Genomic DNA, 15,867 nt, shown 5'->3' with positions numbered 1-15,867 from the left:
GTGAAGCTAATGTCTGTACTCCCCGACCGACATCTTCGCGTGTGACCACGGCTGACGGCAGGTCTCCTGGCTCGCGGGTCGTTACCCATCGTCGCCTTCCCAGGACCGAGTGCCCAGTGGCATGTGACGAAGGATTCGCCGCTTACAGTTGCGGGGGCAGCCGCGGAATTGGGGGATTTCCCCGCACCGCATTCCCTTTTGATCCCCAAAACGGGAACCGTCGGGAACTATGGTAGAAGTTTGTCAAAGTCCGAGTCAATGCGCCCCGGGGCGTCCCGCGATCCTCACTGGACGAGTGCGCTATTTTTGCCGCATGAGCACGCCTGCCCGCCACCTGTACCGGGGCGAGTAAACCTGCTTTAGGACGATCGATGAGTGTTGAAGCCGTAGCCCTGACCAATGAGGACGCCGCGCGCCGGCGGATCGGCGCGACCGCGGCGCTTGCTGCCCTTGTTGTGCTCCTGATGCTGATCTCGCTCGGCATCGGGCCGGTGCGGCTGTCGCCCCTTGCGGTGGCGCAAGCGCTGTTCGGTGGCGGCAGCGAGGTGGCGCAGGTGATCGTGCGGGAAATCCGCCTGCCCCGCACGCTGCTGGCGCTGGCGATCGGCGCCATCCTCGGGCTGTCGGGCGCGTCGCTGCAGGGCTTGCTGCGCAATCCGCTGGCCTCGCCTTCGCTATTCGGCGCGCCGCAATCAGCGGCGTTCGGCGCGGTGCTGGTGATCGCGCTCGGGTTGGCCGACGTGCGCTCCTATGCGCTGCCGGTCGCCGCGATCATCGCGGCATTCGCTTCGGTGTTCGTGCTGCTCTCGATCGCCGGCCGCAATGCGGGTCTGCTGATCCTCATTCTGTCCGGACTGGCGATTTCGAGCTTTGCGGGCGCTGCCACCGCGCTGGTGATGAACCTCTCCAGTAACCCCTTCGTGGTGCTGGAGATCGCGTTCTGGCTATTGGGCTCGCTGGAGGACCGCAGCTTTCAGCATGTCATGCTCGCGTTTCCCTTCATCATTGCCGGCGCGGTCATGCTGTTCAGCCAGCGCCACGCTTTTCGCGCGCTCAGCCTGGGCGAAGAAACCGCGCAAAGCCTCGGCGTCGATGTGGGGCGTCTACGGCTGTTCGTGATTTCGGGCGTTGCGCTCGGTGTTGGCGGCGCGGTCGCGGTTACCGGCACTATTGGTTTCATCGGCCTGGTCGCGCCGCATCTGATGCGGCCCCTGATCGGCCACGATCCCGGGCGGCTGTTGGTGCCGAGCGCGCTCGCGGGCTCGGCGCTGCTGCTCGCCGCCGATATTGCGGTGCGCATCATTCCCTCGACCTCTGACATCAAGGTCGGCGTGCTGACCTCGATCATCGGCGTGCCGTTCTTTCTCTATCTGATCATGCGCGAACGCCGCGCGCTCGGCGGGGGCGTCGCATGAGTGAGGCTGCGCTGCTGATCGCAAGGAGACTCGGCGTGCGGCTCGCCGGCCGCGTCGTGCTGAAGGACGTTTCGCTGGCGCTGTCGGCGGGACACCTGGTGGCGCTGGTCGGCCCGAATGGCGCTGGCAAAACCACGCTGCTGCGCGCGCTAGCCGGGCTGATCCCCTCCGAAGGCGAGATCACGATCGGCGGCGATGCGCTGGCCTCGCTGCCGCTGCGCGAGCGCGCCAAACGTTTCGGCTATCTGCCGCAGGGGCATCTCGTGCATTGGCCGCTGCCGGCGCGCGATATCGTGGCGCTCGGGCGTTACCCGCATGGCGCAACCGATCCGGCGCGGCTGTCGCCCAGGGATGCCGAGGCCGTGCTGCGCGCGATGCAGGCGGTCGACGTGATGGAATTCAGCGATCGCCGCGTCACCGAATTATCCGGCGGCGAACGCAGCCGCGTCGCGTTGGCGCGCGCGCTGGCGGTGGAAGCGCCGATCATTCTGGCCGACGAGCCGACCGCCTCGCTCGACCCCCGCCACCAGATCGATGTCATGAGGAACTTGCGCGCGACCGCGGACAAGGGCGTGCTGGTCATCGTGGTGACGCACGATTTAGGCCTCGCTGCGCGGTTTGCCGACCATGTGCTGGTGCTGAAGGAAGGCAATCTAGTGTCGCGGGGCACACCGAGCGAGGCGTTATCGGAGCAGGTGATGGCGGACGTATTTCGGATCAGCGCCTACCGCGCGGAATATCAGCGCGAGGCGGTGATCGTGCCCTGGGCGGATATCTGATGCGACGGTTCGGCGTTCTTGTTGCGATCGCCGCATTGGCGATGTCAGGCGGCGCAGTATTCGCAGCCAGCCCTCCGCGTATGGTGTCGATGAATGTCTGCAGCGATCAGTTGCTGCTGACGTTGGCCGACCCCGAGCAGATTTTGGGCCTCAGCCGCTTCGCACGCGACGGCTGGCAATCGCAGGCGGGTGACATCAGCCGCTATCCGGTATTATCAGGCGCGGCCGAGGACGTGCTGCTGCTCAAGCCGGACCTGGTCATCGCCAGCGCGTTTGATAAGCGCTCGACGCGGGAGCTGTTGAAGGCGAAGGGGCTTCATCTTGCCGAGCTCGCCGTGCCGCGAAACCTCGACGAAGCCCGAGCGCAGATCCGCGAAGTCGGCGACATGACCGGGCACCCCGATCGCGCGGCTGCCGAAATCGCGCGGCTCGACGCCGCGCTAGCGCGCGCCCGCCGTGCCGCCGCCGAGCGGCATTATCGCGTGCTGCCGCTGTCGCGGCGCGGCTGGGTGGCGGGCAGCGACAGCTTTCTCGGCTCGCTGCTGAGCGAAGTCGGGCTGCGCAGCGCCGCTGGCGATCTCGGCTTTACCTTCGGCGGATTTGCCTCGCTGGAGGCGATCGTGTCCTTGAGGCCCGACTTCATAGTGGTTTCGAACGCCGGCAATTATGCGCGCGATGACGGTCAGGCGTTTCTGGTCCATCCGGCGCTGGAGCGCTTCTACCCGCCGGAGCGGCGCATCGTGATTCCGGAGCGGCTGACCGAATGCGGCGGCGTGATGCTGGCCGATGCGCTCGATGCGCTGACCGCGGAGTTGAAGCGGGTGGGAAAGTAAATTCGTAGCCCGGATGAAGCGAAGCGCAATCCGGGATGCCGCGAAAAGATTCCCGGATTGCGCTTCGCTCCATCCGGGCTACGGACTGTTACCCTTGCACCACCGGGCCGCCGACCTTCTTCCACGCGTCGAGGCCGCCTTCGATATGGGCGGTGTTGGCTAGTCCCGCGTTCTTGGCCGCGGCAACCGCCATCGCGGAGCGTTCGCCGAAGGCGCAGAAGAACACCACCCGGCGGCCGGTGGCGGCGGCGACTTCGCGCAGCATGCCGCCGGGCTTGAGGCTCTCGGCGATGCCGGGGTAGGGCGCGTGCAGCGCGCCCGAGATCGTGCCGTGCTTGGCGCGCTCGCTGGTCTCGCGCAAATCGACCAAGAGGATATCGGGCCGGCCGAGAATGTTGATCGCGTCGCGGGCAGAGAGCGCGAGTCCCTGCTTGGCAAGCTCCTCCTGGTGCAGCCCGACATGCATGTTGGCGGGCACCGCGACGTCCATCATCTTCGGGTTCGGTAGCTTCAGGTTCGCCATCAGCTCAATATATTCGTCGACGTTACGCACCTGCAGCCGGGGATTGTAGCGCCTCTCCTCGCCGATGGTGGAAACCGTGTCGCCCTTGTAGTCATGGGCCGGGAATACCATGGTTTCATCCGGCAGTTTCAGAAGCCGGTTGAAGATCGATTCATATTGCGCACGGGAAGAGCCGTTCTGGAAGTCGGTGCGGCCGGTGCCGCGGATCAACAGCGTGTCGCCGGTGAATACGCGGTCGCCCATCAAATAACTGTAGGAATCGTCGGTGTGGCCGGGCGTGTACATGACATCCAGGCTCAGCCCCTCGATCGTCAGCTTGTCGCCGTCGGAAACCCGCATCGACACTACGTCGGCCTTGCTTTGCTCGCCCATGATGGTGATGCACTGGGTGCGGTCGCGCAGTTCGCCGAGGCCCGTAATGTGGTCGGCATGCAGATGGGTATCGACCGCCTTCACCAGCCGCAGATCGAGCTCGCGCAGCAATTGGCAGTAACGATCGGCCTTTTCCAGTACGGGATCGAGGATCAACGCCTCGCCGCCGGCGCGGCTCGCCAGCAGGTAGCTGTAGGTGCCGGAGACACTGTCGAAGAGTTGACGAAAGATCATGGCTGACCGCCCGTGTTAATTCAGATCGGATCAGGGCGGATATAGCTCCAGCCCTGCTCCTGCAGTTCCTTCATTGTACCACGCGCGAAATGATCACACAAAATCCCCGGGCGTGAAATGAAGTCCTATCCCCGTCATTGCGAGGAGCGAAGCGACGAAGCAATCCATATTTCCGCCCGGGGATAGATGGATTGCTTCGCGGAGCCTGTCATCGGGCGCGCATTCGCGCGACCCGTTGGCTCGCAACGACGGTCACGGCCGCACCAGCGTGTACCCATTCTCCGTCAGAAAAAGAATCTGCGCCACCCCGACCTGCACCGGCGTTGCCGCGGCGATGAATTCCGGCCGTTTGCCGTGCTCGCGTTCGAGCGTATCGACGGTGTTGAGGCAGACGTCGAAACGCGCGCCTTGCGCGACCAGGCTCTCGACCATCTTGCGGTTGGGGTTTTCCGGGCGCAGCAGGTCGACGCCGGGGCCGAACGCGACGACCTCGATCGCGACCTTGTCGGGGTCGTAATGCTTCATCAGGTTGCTGGCGACGCTGAGCACGAGGCCCTGCTTGCGCGGATCGTTGTCGGAAAGCTGCAGCACGATTTTGTGCTCGGCGAAGGGCTTGTCCTGCAGCGGCGCCTGCTGGGCGCGGGCATCGGGCGCGGCGGCTGCGATCAGAAGCGCCGCGGTAGTTGCGCGAAGCATGGTCGAAAAGCCCGTCATGCCTGTCCCGCAATGCCCGGATTGCCTTCAACGCCTTTCAGCGTCACGCCCGGAAGCGAGCGGTTGGGCGGCTTGCCCGACCTCAGATGCTTGACGACGACATCCCAGATCGGCGCGCCGGTCTGCTCGTTGACGGAGGCCCAGCCCGCTACCTTGTAGCTCTTGCCGGCTTCGAGCGCGCGGCCATTGTCGAGCTTGAGTTCGGAAATCCGTTTTCCCACGGTTTCAGTTGGCGTGCAGGTGTAGGCGAGCCCGCCGACACGGACCATGTCACCGCCCTGCTGGTAATAGGGATCGGTGTTGAAGAGATTGTCGCAGATGTCTTCCAGCACGTCCTTGATCTGGCCGCCGGTCATGGTCTGGACGTAGGTCTCCGGATAGCTGACGGCGGTCTGCGCCATCACGTCCTCCATCGTCAGCGGCTGGCCCGCCAGCGCCGTGGTGCCCCAGCGAAAACCCGGCGACAGCGCGATCTCCGCGTTCAATTCGCCGAGCAGCGCGTCGCAGATCAGTTGATCCATGGTGCCGCTGAAATTGCCGCGGCGATAGAGCAGGCGGTCGGCGGATGCGATCTTCTCGTTGAACGTGGCCGCATACGGCTCGCGGATCTTGTCGATCAGCGCCTGCATCGCCGGATCGGGCTTCAGCAATTCGGAAAACACCGGCAGCAGCCGGTAGCGCACATCCTTGATCTTGCCCCTGCCGATGTCGAGGTCCAACACCGCGAGAAACTTGCCGTTCGAGCCGGCATTGGTGACGAGCGTGGTGCCGCCTGCGTTGGTGACGGCAATCGGCTGCGGCACGGCGTCATGCGTATGTCCGCCGAGGATGACGTCGATGCCGGTGACGCGGCTGGCGAGCTTGAGGTCGACATCCATGCCGTTGTGCGAGAGCAGAATGACGGCGTCGACCTTGTCGTCGTTACGATGGGTATCGACGAGTTTCTGCAGCTCCTCGTCGCGGATGCCGAACTTCCAGTCCGGCGTAAAGCGCTTCGGATGGGCGATCGGCACGTAGGGGAACGCCTGTCCGATTACGGCGATGCTACGCCCGCCGATCTCCTTGATGATGGATGGCTTGAACACGCGCCCCGATGCAGGGTCGAATGCCTTGGCGTCGTTGAAGGCGGCTTCCTCTGTCAGGAAGACATTCTGCGCCAGGAATTCGCCCTTGAAGCGTTCAAGGTTGGCGCGCAGCGCCTTCTCGCCATAGGTAAATTCCCAATGGCCGGTCATCGCCTCGATGCCGAGCAGGTTGGCGGCGTCTACCATGTCGGCGCCCCGCATGGTGTTGGCGAGGCCGGTGCCTTGCCAGAGATCACCGCCGTCGAGCAGCAGGGAGCGTCCGGCGGCGACCTCGCTGCGCATCCGATCGATCAATGTCTTCAGATGCGCAAAGCCGCCGAGCTTGCCGAACCGGCCGGCGGCCTTCTCGAATTCGATAAAGGTAAAGGCATAAGCATCGGCGCTGTCGGGGCGGATGCCGAAGCGATCGAGGAAGGCGCGTCCGACCAAATGCGGCGGGTTGCCCTGCATCGGTCCGACGCCGAGATTGACGCTCGGCTCGCGGAAGAACACCGGCCGAAGCTGGGCATGGGTATCGGTGATATGCAGGATTCGGGCATTGCCAAAGCGTTCGAGATCGTAGACGCCGCCATTGTCGGCGCCGCGCGTCAGCCGCGGCAGGCTGCCTGCCAGTGTGGCGGCGCCTGCCAACGTCAAAAAATCCCGGCGGCGGATAGTCATGCGTGTCTCCGCGCGTCGTAACAGCTTCAGCGTATTTCCAGATCCCTCCAGCGGGTCTTCTCGCTGGTGGCCTGGAAGATCGAAGCTTTGGCCAGCGCCTCGGCTTCCTTGGCCGACGCGGTGGCTTTGTCGAAATCGCCGGCGTCCGCCGCCTTTTTCGCCGCCACCAGCGTGTTCGCCGTGGTCGTCCATTGGTTGCGTAGCTTGCCGGCCTCCTTGTTGGCGGCTTCAGCCGCGGCATAGGCCGCCTTGAATTCGTTCTCGGAGCCCGCGGCGAGCGCGGACATGGCGCCCGCGGCGAGCAGCGCCAGAACCAATGCGGATTTCTGCATCATGTTCCTCATGGCCGCGCTCCCGGACCTGAAATCGGCAGCCCGTTGCTGACATAGGACAGGTAGTATTCGACGTTGCGATATTCATCGTCCTGCGGGCTGAGCGGCACGGCGCGGATCTGGCTATTGCAGGTGGTGAAGCGCCGGCTGGTGGTGCCCATGCCGCTCCATTCCGAGCGGTAGATCGGCATCGCATTAACGATGCCAAGCGCGGGCGCCAGGACCTCGGCGCGGATACGCTCGCCCGGGCTCTGCACGTGGCAGGTGGCGCAGGAGAAGTTGAGCTGGCCGCGCCGCGTGTAGAAATATTCCTTGCCGTTTTCGTAAGCCGCGAGCGCGCGCGGATCGTTCGGAATCTTGATGTCCATCGGCTTGCCGCGCGAGGTGAAGGCCATGTAGGCGGTCAACGCCGCCATTTCGTCCTTTACGTAGGAATAGGGCGGTTCGCCATTGGCCTCCCGGCAGCGGTTCAAGGCCAATTCAAGCGTAATGACCTTGCCTTCCTTCTCGTCGAAGTAGGGGTAGTTCTGGCGGATGCCGATGCCGCCGTTCGGGAAGCAGTCGGCATAGGTCTTGCCGTTCTTGAACGGCTTGGAGAACATTTCCTTGCCCATTTCGAGCGAGAACTCGTAGGGCGGGAATTGCTCCTTCTCCTGCCACTGCCGGTAGAGGTCCTCGTCCATCGAATAGGGACCGTTGACGAAGTCCTCGAACTTTACCTTGGGAAATTTGTCTCGGAAGAACTTCTGGAACGCCTTGGCGTCGGCGACAGGATCGATCTTGTCGTTGGCTGCCAACGGCGGCGCGCCCGCCAGCGTCAGCGCGGCCAGCACAATCGCGGCGGACGCCAGAAAGATCGCGGATCGCAGCTTCATTGGATCTTCGCCGTGGTGGTATCGGTCGCGCCCTTGTTGTCGACCCAACTGATCTTCAGCTCGTCGCCCTTCTTGGCGCCCTTGAACGCGAACTTGACGTAAGGATCCTTGGAGACGCCGCCGCCCCAGTCGGCCGCGAACACCTTCTTGCCGTCATGCTCGAAGGTGAGCTGCTGGATGAAATGTGCTGGAATGAGCTCGCCCTTCGAATCCTTGACGAAGCCGGAATCCATTGGGTGCTGGATCAGCACCTGCACCTCAGTGGTCTCGCCGCTCGAAGTGGCGCGCACGCGAATGGTCGATGCCATGAAATTCTCTCCCGGTACCCGTTAGCCGCCGCAGCCGCCGACGGTGACTTTGACTTCCTTGTTTGCGCTGTAGAGCTTGCCGCCGGCTTCCACGACCACGACGACGTTGCTGGTTCGCGCCATCTTGATGCGGTTGGAAACACTTGGGAGTGTGCCTGCAGGGATCTTGTAGGACGCCACCAGCGCGACCGGATTTTCGCTGACCAGGAACGAGATCGAAGTCACGTCTGCAAGAGTTGTGGAGACCGAGATCGGAACGACGGCGCCATTCTCCGCGATTTCGGGAGCGTCCATCTTGACCTTGTCCGAAGGCTCCGGCGTCTTGCCGTAGAGCGCCTTGATCGCATCGGCCTCGCTCTTGGCCTTGAACGCCTCTTCCGGATATTTGTCGTTGGCCGCGGCGAGTGCCTTCGTGACATCAAAGGGCACAATGCCAAGGCCGATCAGCGTCAACACGCCGGCGCCTTGCAGGATCAGGCGCCGGGTGGCGGAAAATCTGACGTCAGTCGTATTCATCGAAAAATCTCCTAAAGCGTGCGCCAGCACGTCTCAAACTTGCGTCACAGCGTCTGCAGGAAATCCACCACCGCGTTGATTTCCTTTTCGGTCAGGATCCGGTTTCGGCCGAACGGAGGCATCACGGTCAGCGGATTGCGCAGGGTTTCGTCGTTGATGATGGCGACGAGGTCCTCGCGATTGGGGTATTTGCTCTTGATGTCGACCAACTCGGGCCCGATCGTGCCGGGAAGATTGCCGCCCTTGATGACATGACAGGTCAGGCAATTGCCCTTCGAGCGATCGAACGCAAGCTTGCGGCCTTCATCCACCGCGGACTGCGCGTGCGCGGTGCCCGCGGACGCCAGAGTGACGAGCAGCGCCAGCGCCGGAAGCTTTGCGGATTTCGTCGGGGAACGATCGGTCACAGGCGTTTCCGTATTCTACTTCGGTTGCATCGTATCAAGCGGCCCGGTCGTGCGCGGCGTCAGATTCCTGCCCTCGGCCGTCGATGATATCCTGACATCGGCGGCGTTAACGCAATCGTTCATGCAGGGTTTTGCCATCGTATCGGGGCGCGGGTCGGCCCAGATGAAATTGTCGCGATTGCGCATTTTGACTTTCGGCAAGCTGTTGCGATCGGCAACGAATTCATGGGGAACGAGATCGTTCAGGTTCAGAATATAGGCGGTCAAAGCATAAACGTCATCCGCTGACAATGTGTGCGGCGCCTGCATCGGCATGGCGCGGTTAATATAGTCCCACAGGGTCGGGGCGAACGGCCAGTAGCTGCCGACCGTCGGCTCCGGGCGCTCGTCCCGGAGCGATCCGACGCCGCCCACCAGCTTCGGAAACCGGCCTTCGCCTTCGCCGAAGGTTCCATGGCACGCAGCGCATTGTTCGGCATAAACCTCCGCGCCCCTGTCGACGGTGCCCTTGCCGGGCGGGAGGCCCGTTCCGTCCTCGCCGCGCACGTCGATGTCCCATCCGGCGATCTGCGCCGGCGTCGCGACGCTGCCGTAACCGAACGAGCCGGGTTCGGCCGCGCCGGCGAGGCTTGCGGCGCAGGCAAGCAGGATGGCCATGATCGGCAGGCAAATCTTACGCGAGCTGTACATTGAAGACGCTTCCGTCGGGCTTGACCTGCCAGGTCTGGATCGAATTGTTGTGGTAGACCGAGTTTGAGCCGCGCTGTGCGCGCAGTTGTGCGATTGTAGGCTGCACGTAACCGGTCTCGTCGATAACGCGGGATGCGACCAGCGCGGGTCGGCCGTCCCAGCGCCAGGGCAGCGAGAATCTGGTCAGCGCCTTCGACAGCACCGGCTCGTGCAGCCGCGCGGTCTGCCAGTTGACGCCGCCGTCCATCGAGACATCGACGCGCTTGACCTTGCCGTTGCCGGTCCAGGCCAGTCCCCGAATTTCATAGAGGCCAGGTCCATCCAGCGGCTTCTCGGGGCAGGGAAAGGTAACGACCGACTTGGCGTCGATCAGCCAGGTGAAGCCGCGCGAGGTGCCGTCGGGCATCAGGTCGGTGTATTTCGAGGTTTCCTCGCGGGTGTGCCACGGCTTTTCGCCAAGCTTGATCCGGCGCAGCCATTTGATGTTGACGTTGCCTTCCCAGCCCGGCACCACCAGCCGCAGCGGATAACCCTGTTCGGGCCGCAGCGCCTCGCCGTTCTGCGCATAGACCACGAGGCAATCGTCGAGGCATTTGTCGAGCGGTAGACTACGATTCATATGCGCGCCGTCGGCGCCTTCGACCATCGCCCACTTCGCTTGCTTCTTGATGCCGACCTCCTCCAGCAGCGTCGACAGCTTGACCCCGGTCCATTCCGCGCAACTGACCATACCGTGGCTGAACTGCAGCGAATTCATCTGCGCAGCACGCCAGTTCATGCCGCCGTTGGCCGGACATTCGATGAAATGAATGCGCGACACGGACGGGAAGCGCATGATGTCCTTCATGGTGAGAAGCAGCGGGCGCTCGACAAGGCCGTGGATCATCAGCTTGTGCTGCGCCGGATCGACATCGGGCCATCCCGCATGATGGCGCTCGAAGAACAATCCGTTCGGCGTGATGATGCCGTGCAGATCCTGCAGCGGCGAAAAGCTCACCGACGATTCCGCGCTCGCGGTCAACCAGGGCACGTTGCGGCGGATGACGGAAGCTTCGGTATCGGCGGGGCGGCCATAGGGCCGATCGACCACGCCGGCGCCGATCGATTGCGACCAGGGCGCGTCTGCTGGGGGAGACTCCTGCGCGGGGTCAGCTATGGCGGAGTTGCCGCCAACGGCCAGGCTGCCGGTCAGGGCTGCACCGAGGCCAAGGAAGCGGCGGCGGCCCATCGGGGTATCCGGGGCGACGGGATCAGAGAGAACAGCTTTGCTGCGTAACGGGTCTGGCCGCACGTTTTCTTCCCCTCGCGGCCACCTCGCCGCATCATTTGTTTTTTTTTGGAACCGATATCCACATTTGCTAATTTAGTCAATGCTAAAGAAAGGATGGCGCGCTAGTGTGGTATGTGCTTCGCAGGCGCGGAAAATGATACCGGATTTGCAGTGATGAGAGCAGCCGCCCCGGCAGCCCAAGAAAGTACGCAAGAGACTACGCAAGAGACCGCCTTCGCTCCCGGCGCGGACGACGCGGCGGCGCTAAAGAAGCTGGCGAAGCAGGCCGGTGACGCGGCTCGGCTTCTGAAATTGCTCGCCAATGAAAAGCGTCTGCTGATCCTCTGCTTTCTTGCCGTGCGCGGCGAGATGACGGTGGGCGAACTCGTCGGCGTCGTGAAGCTGAGCCAGTCCGCATTGTCGCAGCATCTGGCGAAATTGCGCGCCGACGGTCTGGTGGAATTCCGCCGGACCTCGCAGACGCTGCATTATCGCGTCGCCGACCAGCGCACCCTGCGTCTGCTTGGGGTGTTGAAGGAGATCTTCTGCGGCGATCTGAAGTGATCGCTGCGCCACTGATTTTTTCGGGACCGAACTGCGATGGCGGAATATGTGGTGGAATTCGGCAAGGACGGCCGGCCGGTCGAGCCCGACGGCCGGCTCGACGCGGCGGCATTCCACCGCAACCATGAGCCGATCTGGGCGGTGCTGCAGAAATTCCTGGTCGGCAAATCCGGCGACGTGCTGGAGGCCGGCAGCGGCACCGGCCAGCACGTGGTGCATTTTGCGAAACATACGCCTGACATCATCTGGTGGCCGAGCGATCTCAATGAACGGCATCTCAAAAGCATCGAAGCGTGGCGGGCGCATGCCGCCTTGCCGAACATTCGTTCGCCGCTGCGGGTCGATCTCGCCGATCCGGCCTGGTGTCCGGCGATGCATGACGGCAGCGGGCCGGGCAAACTGCTCGCGGTGTTCTGCGCCAACGTGATTCACATCGCGCCCTGGCGCGTAGCTGAGGGCCTGTTCGCCGGCGCGGCGCGCTATCTCCGTGATGACGGGCGGCTGTTTCTCTATGGCCCATTCAAGCGTGACGGCAAGCATACCGCGATGAGCAACGCCGTGTTCGACACCAGCCTGCGCGAGCAGAATGCCGAATGGGGCGTGCGCGACATCGGAGAACTCAGTACATTGGCTGAGAACGTCGGTCTTTCGTTGATCGAAGCCGTACCAATGCCGGCCAACAATATGATTGTGGCCTTCGCGCCATCCACAAAGGGTGAAGTCGGCGCATAGCGCGCGCCCGTTTGCGTCAGTTGATCGCACCGCTTCGCGTCTTCATAGTGCTGCGGAATCAATCAACAAGGCTCCCGGCCCGGGGCCTGCAGGGCGGGAATGCCGATGCTGGATACGACAGCCACCCAAGAGATCGCCAATGACGCTCGCGCGCGCGCCAACGTGCTGCGGCTCGCTGCGGCGCAGGCGCTGACCGGCGCCAATTCGGCGGTGATTTTCGCCACCGGCTCGATCGTGGGCGCGACGCTGGCGCCTGATATCTCGCTCGCCACCGTGCCGCTGTCGATGTACGTGCTGGGGCTCGCCGCCGGCACGCTGCCGACGGGTGCGATCTCGCGCGCCTATGGCCGCCGTGTGGCGTTTATCGTTGGTACCTTCTGTGGAATCCTCACCGGTGCGCTCGCCGCCGCCGCCGTTCTCTACGCGTCGTTCTGGCTGTTCTGCTTCGCAACTTTCCTCGGCGGCCTCTACGGCGCAGTCGCGCAGTCTTATCGTTTTGCCGCCGCTGACGGCGCCAGCGCGGCATTCCGGCCGAAAGCCGTGTCCTGGGTAATGGCCGGCGGCGTGTTCGCCGGCGTGCTCGGTCCGCAGCTCGTGCAGTGGACCATGGATATCTGGCCTCCTTATCTGTTTGCGTTCAGCTTCGTGGTGCAGGCGTTCGTCGCGCTGGTGGCGACGGCGGTGCTGTGGAGCGTCGACGCGCCGAAGCCGGCAGCGTCGGACATGCACGGCGGGCGGCCGCTGTTCGAGATTGCACGGCAACCGCGCTTCATTGCCGCGGCGCTGTGCGGCGTGATCGCTTACCCGATGATGAATCTCGTCATGACTTCTGCACCGCTCGCCATGAAGATGTGCGGGCTCACGGTGAGCGATTCCAATTTCGGCATCCAGTGGCACATCGTGGCGATGTACGGCCCGAGCTTCTTCACGGGAACGTTGATCGCCCGCTTCGGCGCACCGACAATCGTGGCATTTGGCCTGACCCTGGAAGCCGTCGCTGCCGCGATCGGCCTTTCCGGCATCACCGCGCTGCATTTCTGGGCGGCGCTGATCGTGCTCGGCGTGGGCTGGAACTTTGCCTTTATCGGCGCCTCGGCATTGGTGCTGGAGACGCACCGGCCGCAGGAGCGCAACAAGGTGCAGGCGTTCAACGACTTCCTGATCTTCGGGATGATGGCGCTGGGGTCGTTCTCGTCCGGCCAGTTGCTGGCGCATTACGGCTGGTCGATGGTAAACATGGTGGTGTTCCCGCCGGTGCTGCTCGGCCTTGCAGTGCTGTCGTTTGCGTCACTTGCCAAGCGTCGCGCGAAGCTGCAGGCGGTCAACGAGATTCCCGATCCGAGTGTCTGATTACCGGAGGTCCCATGCCGTCGCGCGCCCGTCTCGATGAATTCATCGCCGCCGTCGTCTCCGGCGACCATGCCGGCGCGATCGAGCGCTTCTACACCGAGGACGCCAGCATGCAGGAGAACGCCGCCGCGCCGCGAGTCGGCCGCGACGTGCTGGTAGCGCATGAGCGCGCGGTGCTGGAGCGGGTCAAAAGCGTGACCTCGACCTGCGTGACCTCGATCGTCGAGGGCGACCATGTCGCGATCCACTGGGTGTTCGAGTTTACCTATCATTCCGGCAAGACCGGCCGTTTCGACGAAGTCGCCTTGCAGGAATGGCGCGGCGACAAGGTTTGGCGCGAACGGTTCTTCTACGATCCGTCGAAGCCGGCCTAGCTGCCACCTGCTGACATTTCGGCCGGCACCGAAGCAATGGGCGTTTCGATCTGCTAAGCCTCGCTGTCATGGCCGGGCAAAAAGCGCGAAGAGCGTCTTCGCGCTTGTGCCCGGGCATCACAGTGCGGTGAGCAAATGAAGCACGAAAAGTTGGATAGCCACCTCACTCACATCTGCATCGACGAGACCTCGATCCGCTACGACGGCTGGCGCATCGTCGCCGTCTGTTTCCTGCTGGCAACCTTCGGCTGGGGGCTCGGCTTCTACGGCCAGAGCGTCTATGTCGCCGAATTGCAGCGGCTGCACGGCTGGCCGGCGTCGCTGATTTCGTCCGGCACCACGTTTTTCTATCTGTTCGGCGCAGCCCTGGTCGCCTTCGTCAGCGAAGCCATCAAGGCGTTCGGTCCGCGCAACTGCCTGATCGCAGGTACGTTGGCGATGGCGGCGGCAGCCATCTCGATCGGTCAGGTGCGCGAGCCGTGGCAGCTTTACCTCGCCAATGCCGTGCTGGCGTTCGGCTGGGCCGGCACCAGCCTCGGCATCATCACCACTACGCTGGGGTTGTGGTTCGACAATAAGCGCGGCATGGCGATCAGCCTGGCGCTGAATGGCGCGAGCTTTGGCGGCATTGTCGGCGTGCCGCTGCTGGTGACCGGGATCGGCTATTTCGGCTTCTCCGGTGCCATGATGGCGTCGGCCGTCGTAATGGTTGCGCTGATGGTGCCGGTGATCCTGCTGCTGGTCGGACAGCCGCCGCTTCACCTGAGTGCGGGCCGGCTCGACACTGCTGACGCGCCGTCGCCAACGCAAATTCGCGCACGCGCCTTTCGCGATATCGGTTTCCTCTCGGTGTCATCGGCGTTCGCGCTGGTGCTGTTCGCGCAGGTCGGCTTCATCGTGCACCTGATCGCGTTTCTGGATACGGTGGTCGGGCGGCAGCAGGCGGCGATTGCGGTGGCGCTGTTGACGGCGATGGCAGTGGTCGGTCGCGTGCTGTTTTCTTTCGTGATCGACCGGATGAACCAGCGGCTGGCGTCCGCGCTGTCCTTTGTCAGCCAGGCCGTGGCGCTGCTCATTGTCATCAATGTGCATAACGACTACGTGCTGATCGCAGCCTGCGCGCTGTTCGGATTTTCGGTCGGCAACTTAATTACGCTGCCGGCGCTGATCGTGCAGCGCGAATTCGATCCGCGTTCATTCGGCGTGCTCGTCAGTTTGATCACGGCGATCAACCAGATCACCTACGCATTCGGTCCCGGCGTGGTCGGCCTGTTGCGCGATCTCTCCGGGAGTTACGCGCTGCCGTTCTATGCGTGCATCGGTGTGGAGTTGACCGCGGCGGTGCTGATCATGATCAGGGGGCGCGGCCCTGCTCGCGTCCAGTAGCGGCGAACATTTGCGTGGCGGCCGCCGCGTCTTCCTTTCGCCAATAGCGCCTGACGCCGCGGCCCGCAGCAGGCGGCGGAAGGTAGGACACTCCATGTGGCTCGGGGCGGGGCAGGCGGCGGCGTGGCGCAAGCCATCGCGCATGGCGTTGAGCTTGCGGATCGTCCGGTCCAACTCCTCAGCCTTGGCCGCCAGCATCCGCCGGTCGATGCGCGGGCGGCCGTCGGGTGCGAACATCCTGGCGATCTCGTCGAGCGAGAAGCCGGCGGCGCGCCCGAGCGCGATCAGCGCCAGTCGGTCCAACACGACGGGATCGAATAGCCGGCGGAGGCCACGCCTTCCGATCGAGGCGATCAGCCGCTTTTCCTCGTAGAACCGCAGCGTCGATGCCGGAACGCCGGATCGTTGCGCCACCTCCGCGATATCAAGGTCTTTCATGGTCTTGACC

Annotated in this window: 18 protein-coding genes, 1 pseudogene and 1 riboswitch; of the genes and pseudogenes, 8 read left to right on the top strand and 11 right to left on the bottom strand. The window is 63.7% G+C overall.

Annotated features, from left to right (window positions below; all coding sequences use genetic code 11):
* Positions 1-38: 38 nt before the first annotated feature.
* A riboswitch (cobalamin riboswitch) is annotated at positions 39-237 on the bottom strand.
* Positions 238-371: 134 nt separating this feature from the next.
* The 3 genes from IVA95_RS20600 to IVA95_RS20590 are packed head-to-tail and all read left to right on the top strand — an operon-like array spanning position 372 to position 3,027.
* Entirely contained in the window at positions 372-1,415 is a 1,044-nt protein-coding gene (locus IVA95_RS20600; RefSeq protein ID WP_247512118.1) for an iron ABC transporter permease, read from the top strand.
* Positions 1,412-2,194, top strand: coding sequence for an ABC transporter ATP-binding protein (locus IVA95_RS20595; protein ID WP_247512117.1), 783 nt, complete (start codon positions 1,412-1,414; stop codon positions 2,192-2,194). Before IVA95_RS20600 ends, IVA95_RS20595 begins: the two co-directional genes overlap by 4 nt.
* Positions 2,194-3,027 carry an ABC transporter substrate-binding protein gene (locus tag IVA95_RS20590; RefSeq protein ID WP_247512116.1) on the top strand — a complete coding sequence of 278 codons (834 nt, stop codon included), beginning with the start codon at positions 2,194-2,196 and terminating at the stop codon, positions 3,025-3,027. The genes IVA95_RS20595 and IVA95_RS20590 overlap by 1 nt, the downstream gene beginning before the upstream one ends.
* Positions 3,028-3,115: 88 nt before the next feature.
* Here IVA95_RS20590 and IVA95_RS20585 read toward each other — a convergent pair whose 3' ends face one another.
* The 10 genes from IVA95_RS20585 to soxC all read right to left on the bottom strand — a co-directional run bounded on the left by IVA95_RS20585 (position 3,116) and on the right by soxC (position 10,971).
* The gene (locus IVA95_RS20585; RefSeq protein WP_247512115.1) at positions 3,116-4,156 is read right to left on the bottom strand and encodes an MBL fold metallo-hydrolase; all 1,041 of its coding nucleotides are present in this window, start codon (positions 4,154-4,156) and stop codon (positions 3,116-3,118) included.
* Between the two features lie 252 nt (positions 4,157-4,408).
* A complete protein-coding gene (locus IVA95_RS20580) occupies positions 4,409-4,852 on the bottom strand; it encodes a hypothetical protein (RefSeq protein WP_247512145.1) in 444 nt (147 codons plus the stop codon).
* A gap of 14 nt (positions 4,853-4,866) precedes the next feature.
* Positions 4,867-6,615 carry a thiosulfohydrolase SoxB gene (soxB, locus tag IVA95_RS20575; protein WP_247512114.1) on the bottom strand — a complete coding sequence of 583 codons (1,749 nt, stop codon included), beginning with the start codon at positions 6,613-6,615 and terminating at the stop codon, positions 4,867-4,869.
* 26 nt (positions 6,616-6,641) lie between these two features.
* Complete coding sequence (locus IVA95_RS20570) at positions 6,642-6,947, bottom strand: hypothetical protein (protein WP_247512144.1); 306 nt, start codon at positions 6,945-6,947, stop codon at positions 6,642-6,644.
* 8 nt (positions 6,948-6,955) lie between these two features.
* Complete coding sequence (gene soxA / locus IVA95_RS20565) at positions 6,956-7,822, bottom strand: sulfur oxidation c-type cytochrome SoxA (protein WP_247512113.1); 867 nt, start codon at positions 7,820-7,822, stop codon at positions 6,956-6,958.
* On the bottom strand, positions 7,819-8,130 hold the full coding sequence (soxZ, locus tag IVA95_RS20560) for a thiosulfate oxidation carrier complex protein SoxZ (protein WP_247512112.1): 312 nt from the start codon (positions 8,128-8,130) through the stop codon (positions 7,819-7,821). Before soxZ ends, soxA begins: the two co-directional genes overlap by 4 nt.
* 21 nt (positions 8,131-8,151) lie before the next feature.
* Positions 8,152-8,646 carry a thiosulfate oxidation carrier protein SoxY gene (gene soxY, locus IVA95_RS20555; RefSeq protein WP_247512111.1) on the bottom strand — a complete coding sequence of 165 codons (495 nt, stop codon included), beginning with the start codon at positions 8,644-8,646 and terminating at the stop codon, positions 8,152-8,154.
* Positions 8,647-8,690: 44 nt separating this feature from the next.
* Complete coding sequence (gene soxX / locus IVA95_RS20550) at positions 8,691-9,011, bottom strand: sulfur oxidation c-type cytochrome SoxX (protein ID WP_247512143.1); 321 nt, start codon at positions 9,009-9,011, stop codon at positions 8,691-8,693.
* Between the two features lie 57 nt (positions 9,012-9,068).
* Positions 9,069-9,743, bottom strand: coding sequence for a cytochrome c (locus tag IVA95_RS20545; protein WP_247512110.1), 675 nt, complete (start codon positions 9,741-9,743; stop codon positions 9,069-9,071).
* Positions 9,727-10,971 carry a sulfite dehydrogenase gene (soxC, locus tag IVA95_RS20540; RefSeq protein WP_247512109.1) on the bottom strand — a complete coding sequence of 415 codons (1,245 nt, stop codon included), beginning with the start codon at positions 10,969-10,971 and terminating at the stop codon, positions 9,727-9,729. The genes IVA95_RS20545 and soxC overlap by 17 nt, the downstream gene beginning before the upstream one ends.
* Before the next feature lie 216 nt (positions 10,972-11,187).
* On the opposite strand from soxC, the gene IVA95_RS20535 reads away from it, so the two are divergent.
* The 5 genes from IVA95_RS20535 (at position 11,188) to IVA95_RS20515 (ending at position 15,419) form a co-directional block, all read left to right on the top strand.
* On the top strand, positions 11,188-11,577 hold the full coding sequence (locus IVA95_RS20535; RefSeq protein ID WP_247512108.1) for a metalloregulator ArsR/SmtB family transcription factor: 390 nt from the start codon (positions 11,188-11,190) through the stop codon (positions 11,575-11,577).
* Between the two features lie 36 nt (positions 11,578-11,613).
* Complete coding sequence (locus IVA95_RS20530) at positions 11,614-12,309, top strand: DUF938 domain-containing protein (protein ID WP_247512107.1); 696 nt, start codon at positions 11,614-11,616, stop codon at positions 12,307-12,309.
* A gap of 105 nt (positions 12,310-12,414) precedes the next feature.
* On the top strand, positions 12,415-13,659 hold the full coding sequence (locus IVA95_RS20525; RefSeq protein ID WP_247512106.1) for an MFS transporter: 1,245 nt from the start codon (positions 12,415-12,417) through the stop codon (positions 13,657-13,659).
* A gap of 14 nt (positions 13,660-13,673) precedes the next feature.
* The gene (locus tag IVA95_RS20520) at positions 13,674-14,033 is read left to right on the top strand and encodes a nuclear transport factor 2 family protein (protein ID WP_247512105.1); all 360 of its coding nucleotides are present in this window, start codon (positions 13,674-13,676) and stop codon (positions 14,031-14,033) included.
* 135 nt (positions 14,034-14,168) lie between these two features.
* The gene (locus IVA95_RS20515) at positions 14,169-15,419 is read left to right on the top strand and encodes an MFS transporter (protein WP_247512104.1); all 1,251 of its coding nucleotides are present in this window, start codon (positions 14,169-14,171) and stop codon (positions 15,417-15,419) included.
* Positions 15,420-15,473: 54 nt separating this feature from the next.
* Here IVA95_RS20515 and IVA95_RS20510 read toward each other — a convergent pair.
* Positions 15,474-15,857: pseudogene (locus tag IVA95_RS20510) on the bottom strand (helix-turn-helix domain-containing protein); the annotation flags it as partial.
* Positions 15,858-15,867: the final 10 nt, after the last annotated feature.

This window comes from Bradyrhizobium sp. 157, assembly GCF_023073815.1.
Lineage (GTDB): Bacteria > Pseudomonadota > Alphaproteobacteria > Rhizobiales > Xanthobacteraceae > Bradyrhizobium.
The sequence above is the reverse complement of the archived record's forward strand: the minus strand, read 5'-3'. Positions and strand labels throughout refer to the sequence as shown.

Coding starts and splice junctions, on each gene's coding strand:
- IVA95_RS20535 (WP_247512108.1), top strand. CDS start 11,188: ATGAGAGCAGCCGCCCCGGCAGCCCAAGAAAGTACGCAAGAGACTACG.
- IVA95_RS20515 (WP_247512104.1), top strand. CDS start 14,169: ATGAAGCACGAAAAGTTGGATAGCCACCTCACTCACATCTGCATCGAC.
- IVA95_RS20525 (WP_247512106.1), top strand. CDS start 12,415: ATGCTGGATACGACAGCCACCCAAGAGATCGCCAATGACGCTCGCGCG.
- IVA95_RS20580 (WP_247512145.1), bottom strand. CDS start 4,852: ATGCTTCGCGCAACTACCGCGGCGCTTCTGATCGCAGCCGCCGCGCCC.
- IVA95_RS20530 (WP_247512107.1), top strand. CDS start 11,614: ATGGCGGAATATGTGGTGGAATTCGGCAAGGACGGCCGGCCGGTCGAG.
- soxC (WP_247512109.1), bottom strand. CDS start 10,971: ATGGGCCGCCGCCGCTTCCTTGGCCTCGGTGCAGCCCTGACCGGCAGC.
- IVA95_RS20570 (WP_247512144.1), bottom strand. CDS start 6,947: ATGCAGAAATCCGCATTGGTTCTGGCGCTGCTCGCCGCGGGCGCCATG.
- soxZ (WP_247512112.1), bottom strand. CDS start 8,130: ATGGCATCGACCATTCGCGTGCGCGCCACTTCGAGCGGCGAGACCACT.
- soxY (WP_247512111.1), bottom strand. CDS start 8,646: ATGAATACGACTGACGTCAGATTTTCCGCCACCCGGCGCCTGATCCTG.
- IVA95_RS20585 (WP_247512115.1), bottom strand. CDS start 4,156: ATGATCTTTCGTCAACTCTTCGACAGTGTCTCCGGCACCTACAGCTAC.
- IVA95_RS20545 (WP_247512110.1), bottom strand. CDS start 9,743: ATGTACAGCTCGCGTAAGATTTGCCTGCCGATCATGGCCATCCTGCTT.
- IVA95_RS20590 (WP_247512116.1), top strand. CDS start 2,194: ATGCGACGGTTCGGCGTTCTTGTTGCGATCGCCGCATTGGCGATGTCA.
- IVA95_RS20595 (WP_247512117.1), top strand. CDS start 1,412: ATGAGTGAGGCTGCGCTGCTGATCGCAAGGAGACTCGGCGTGCGGCTC.
- IVA95_RS20600 (WP_247512118.1), top strand. CDS start 372: ATGAGTGTTGAAGCCGTAGCCCTGACCAATGAGGACGCCGCGCGCCGG.
- IVA95_RS20520 (WP_247512105.1), top strand. CDS start 13,674: ATGCCGTCGCGCGCCCGTCTCGATGAATTCATCGCCGCCGTCGTCTCC.
- soxB (WP_247512114.1), bottom strand. CDS start 6,615: ATGACTATCCGCCGCCGGGATTTTTTGACGTTGGCAGGCGCCGCCACA.
- soxA (WP_247512113.1), bottom strand. CDS start 7,822: ATGAAGCTGCGATCCGCGATCTTTCTGGCGTCCGCCGCGATTGTGCTG.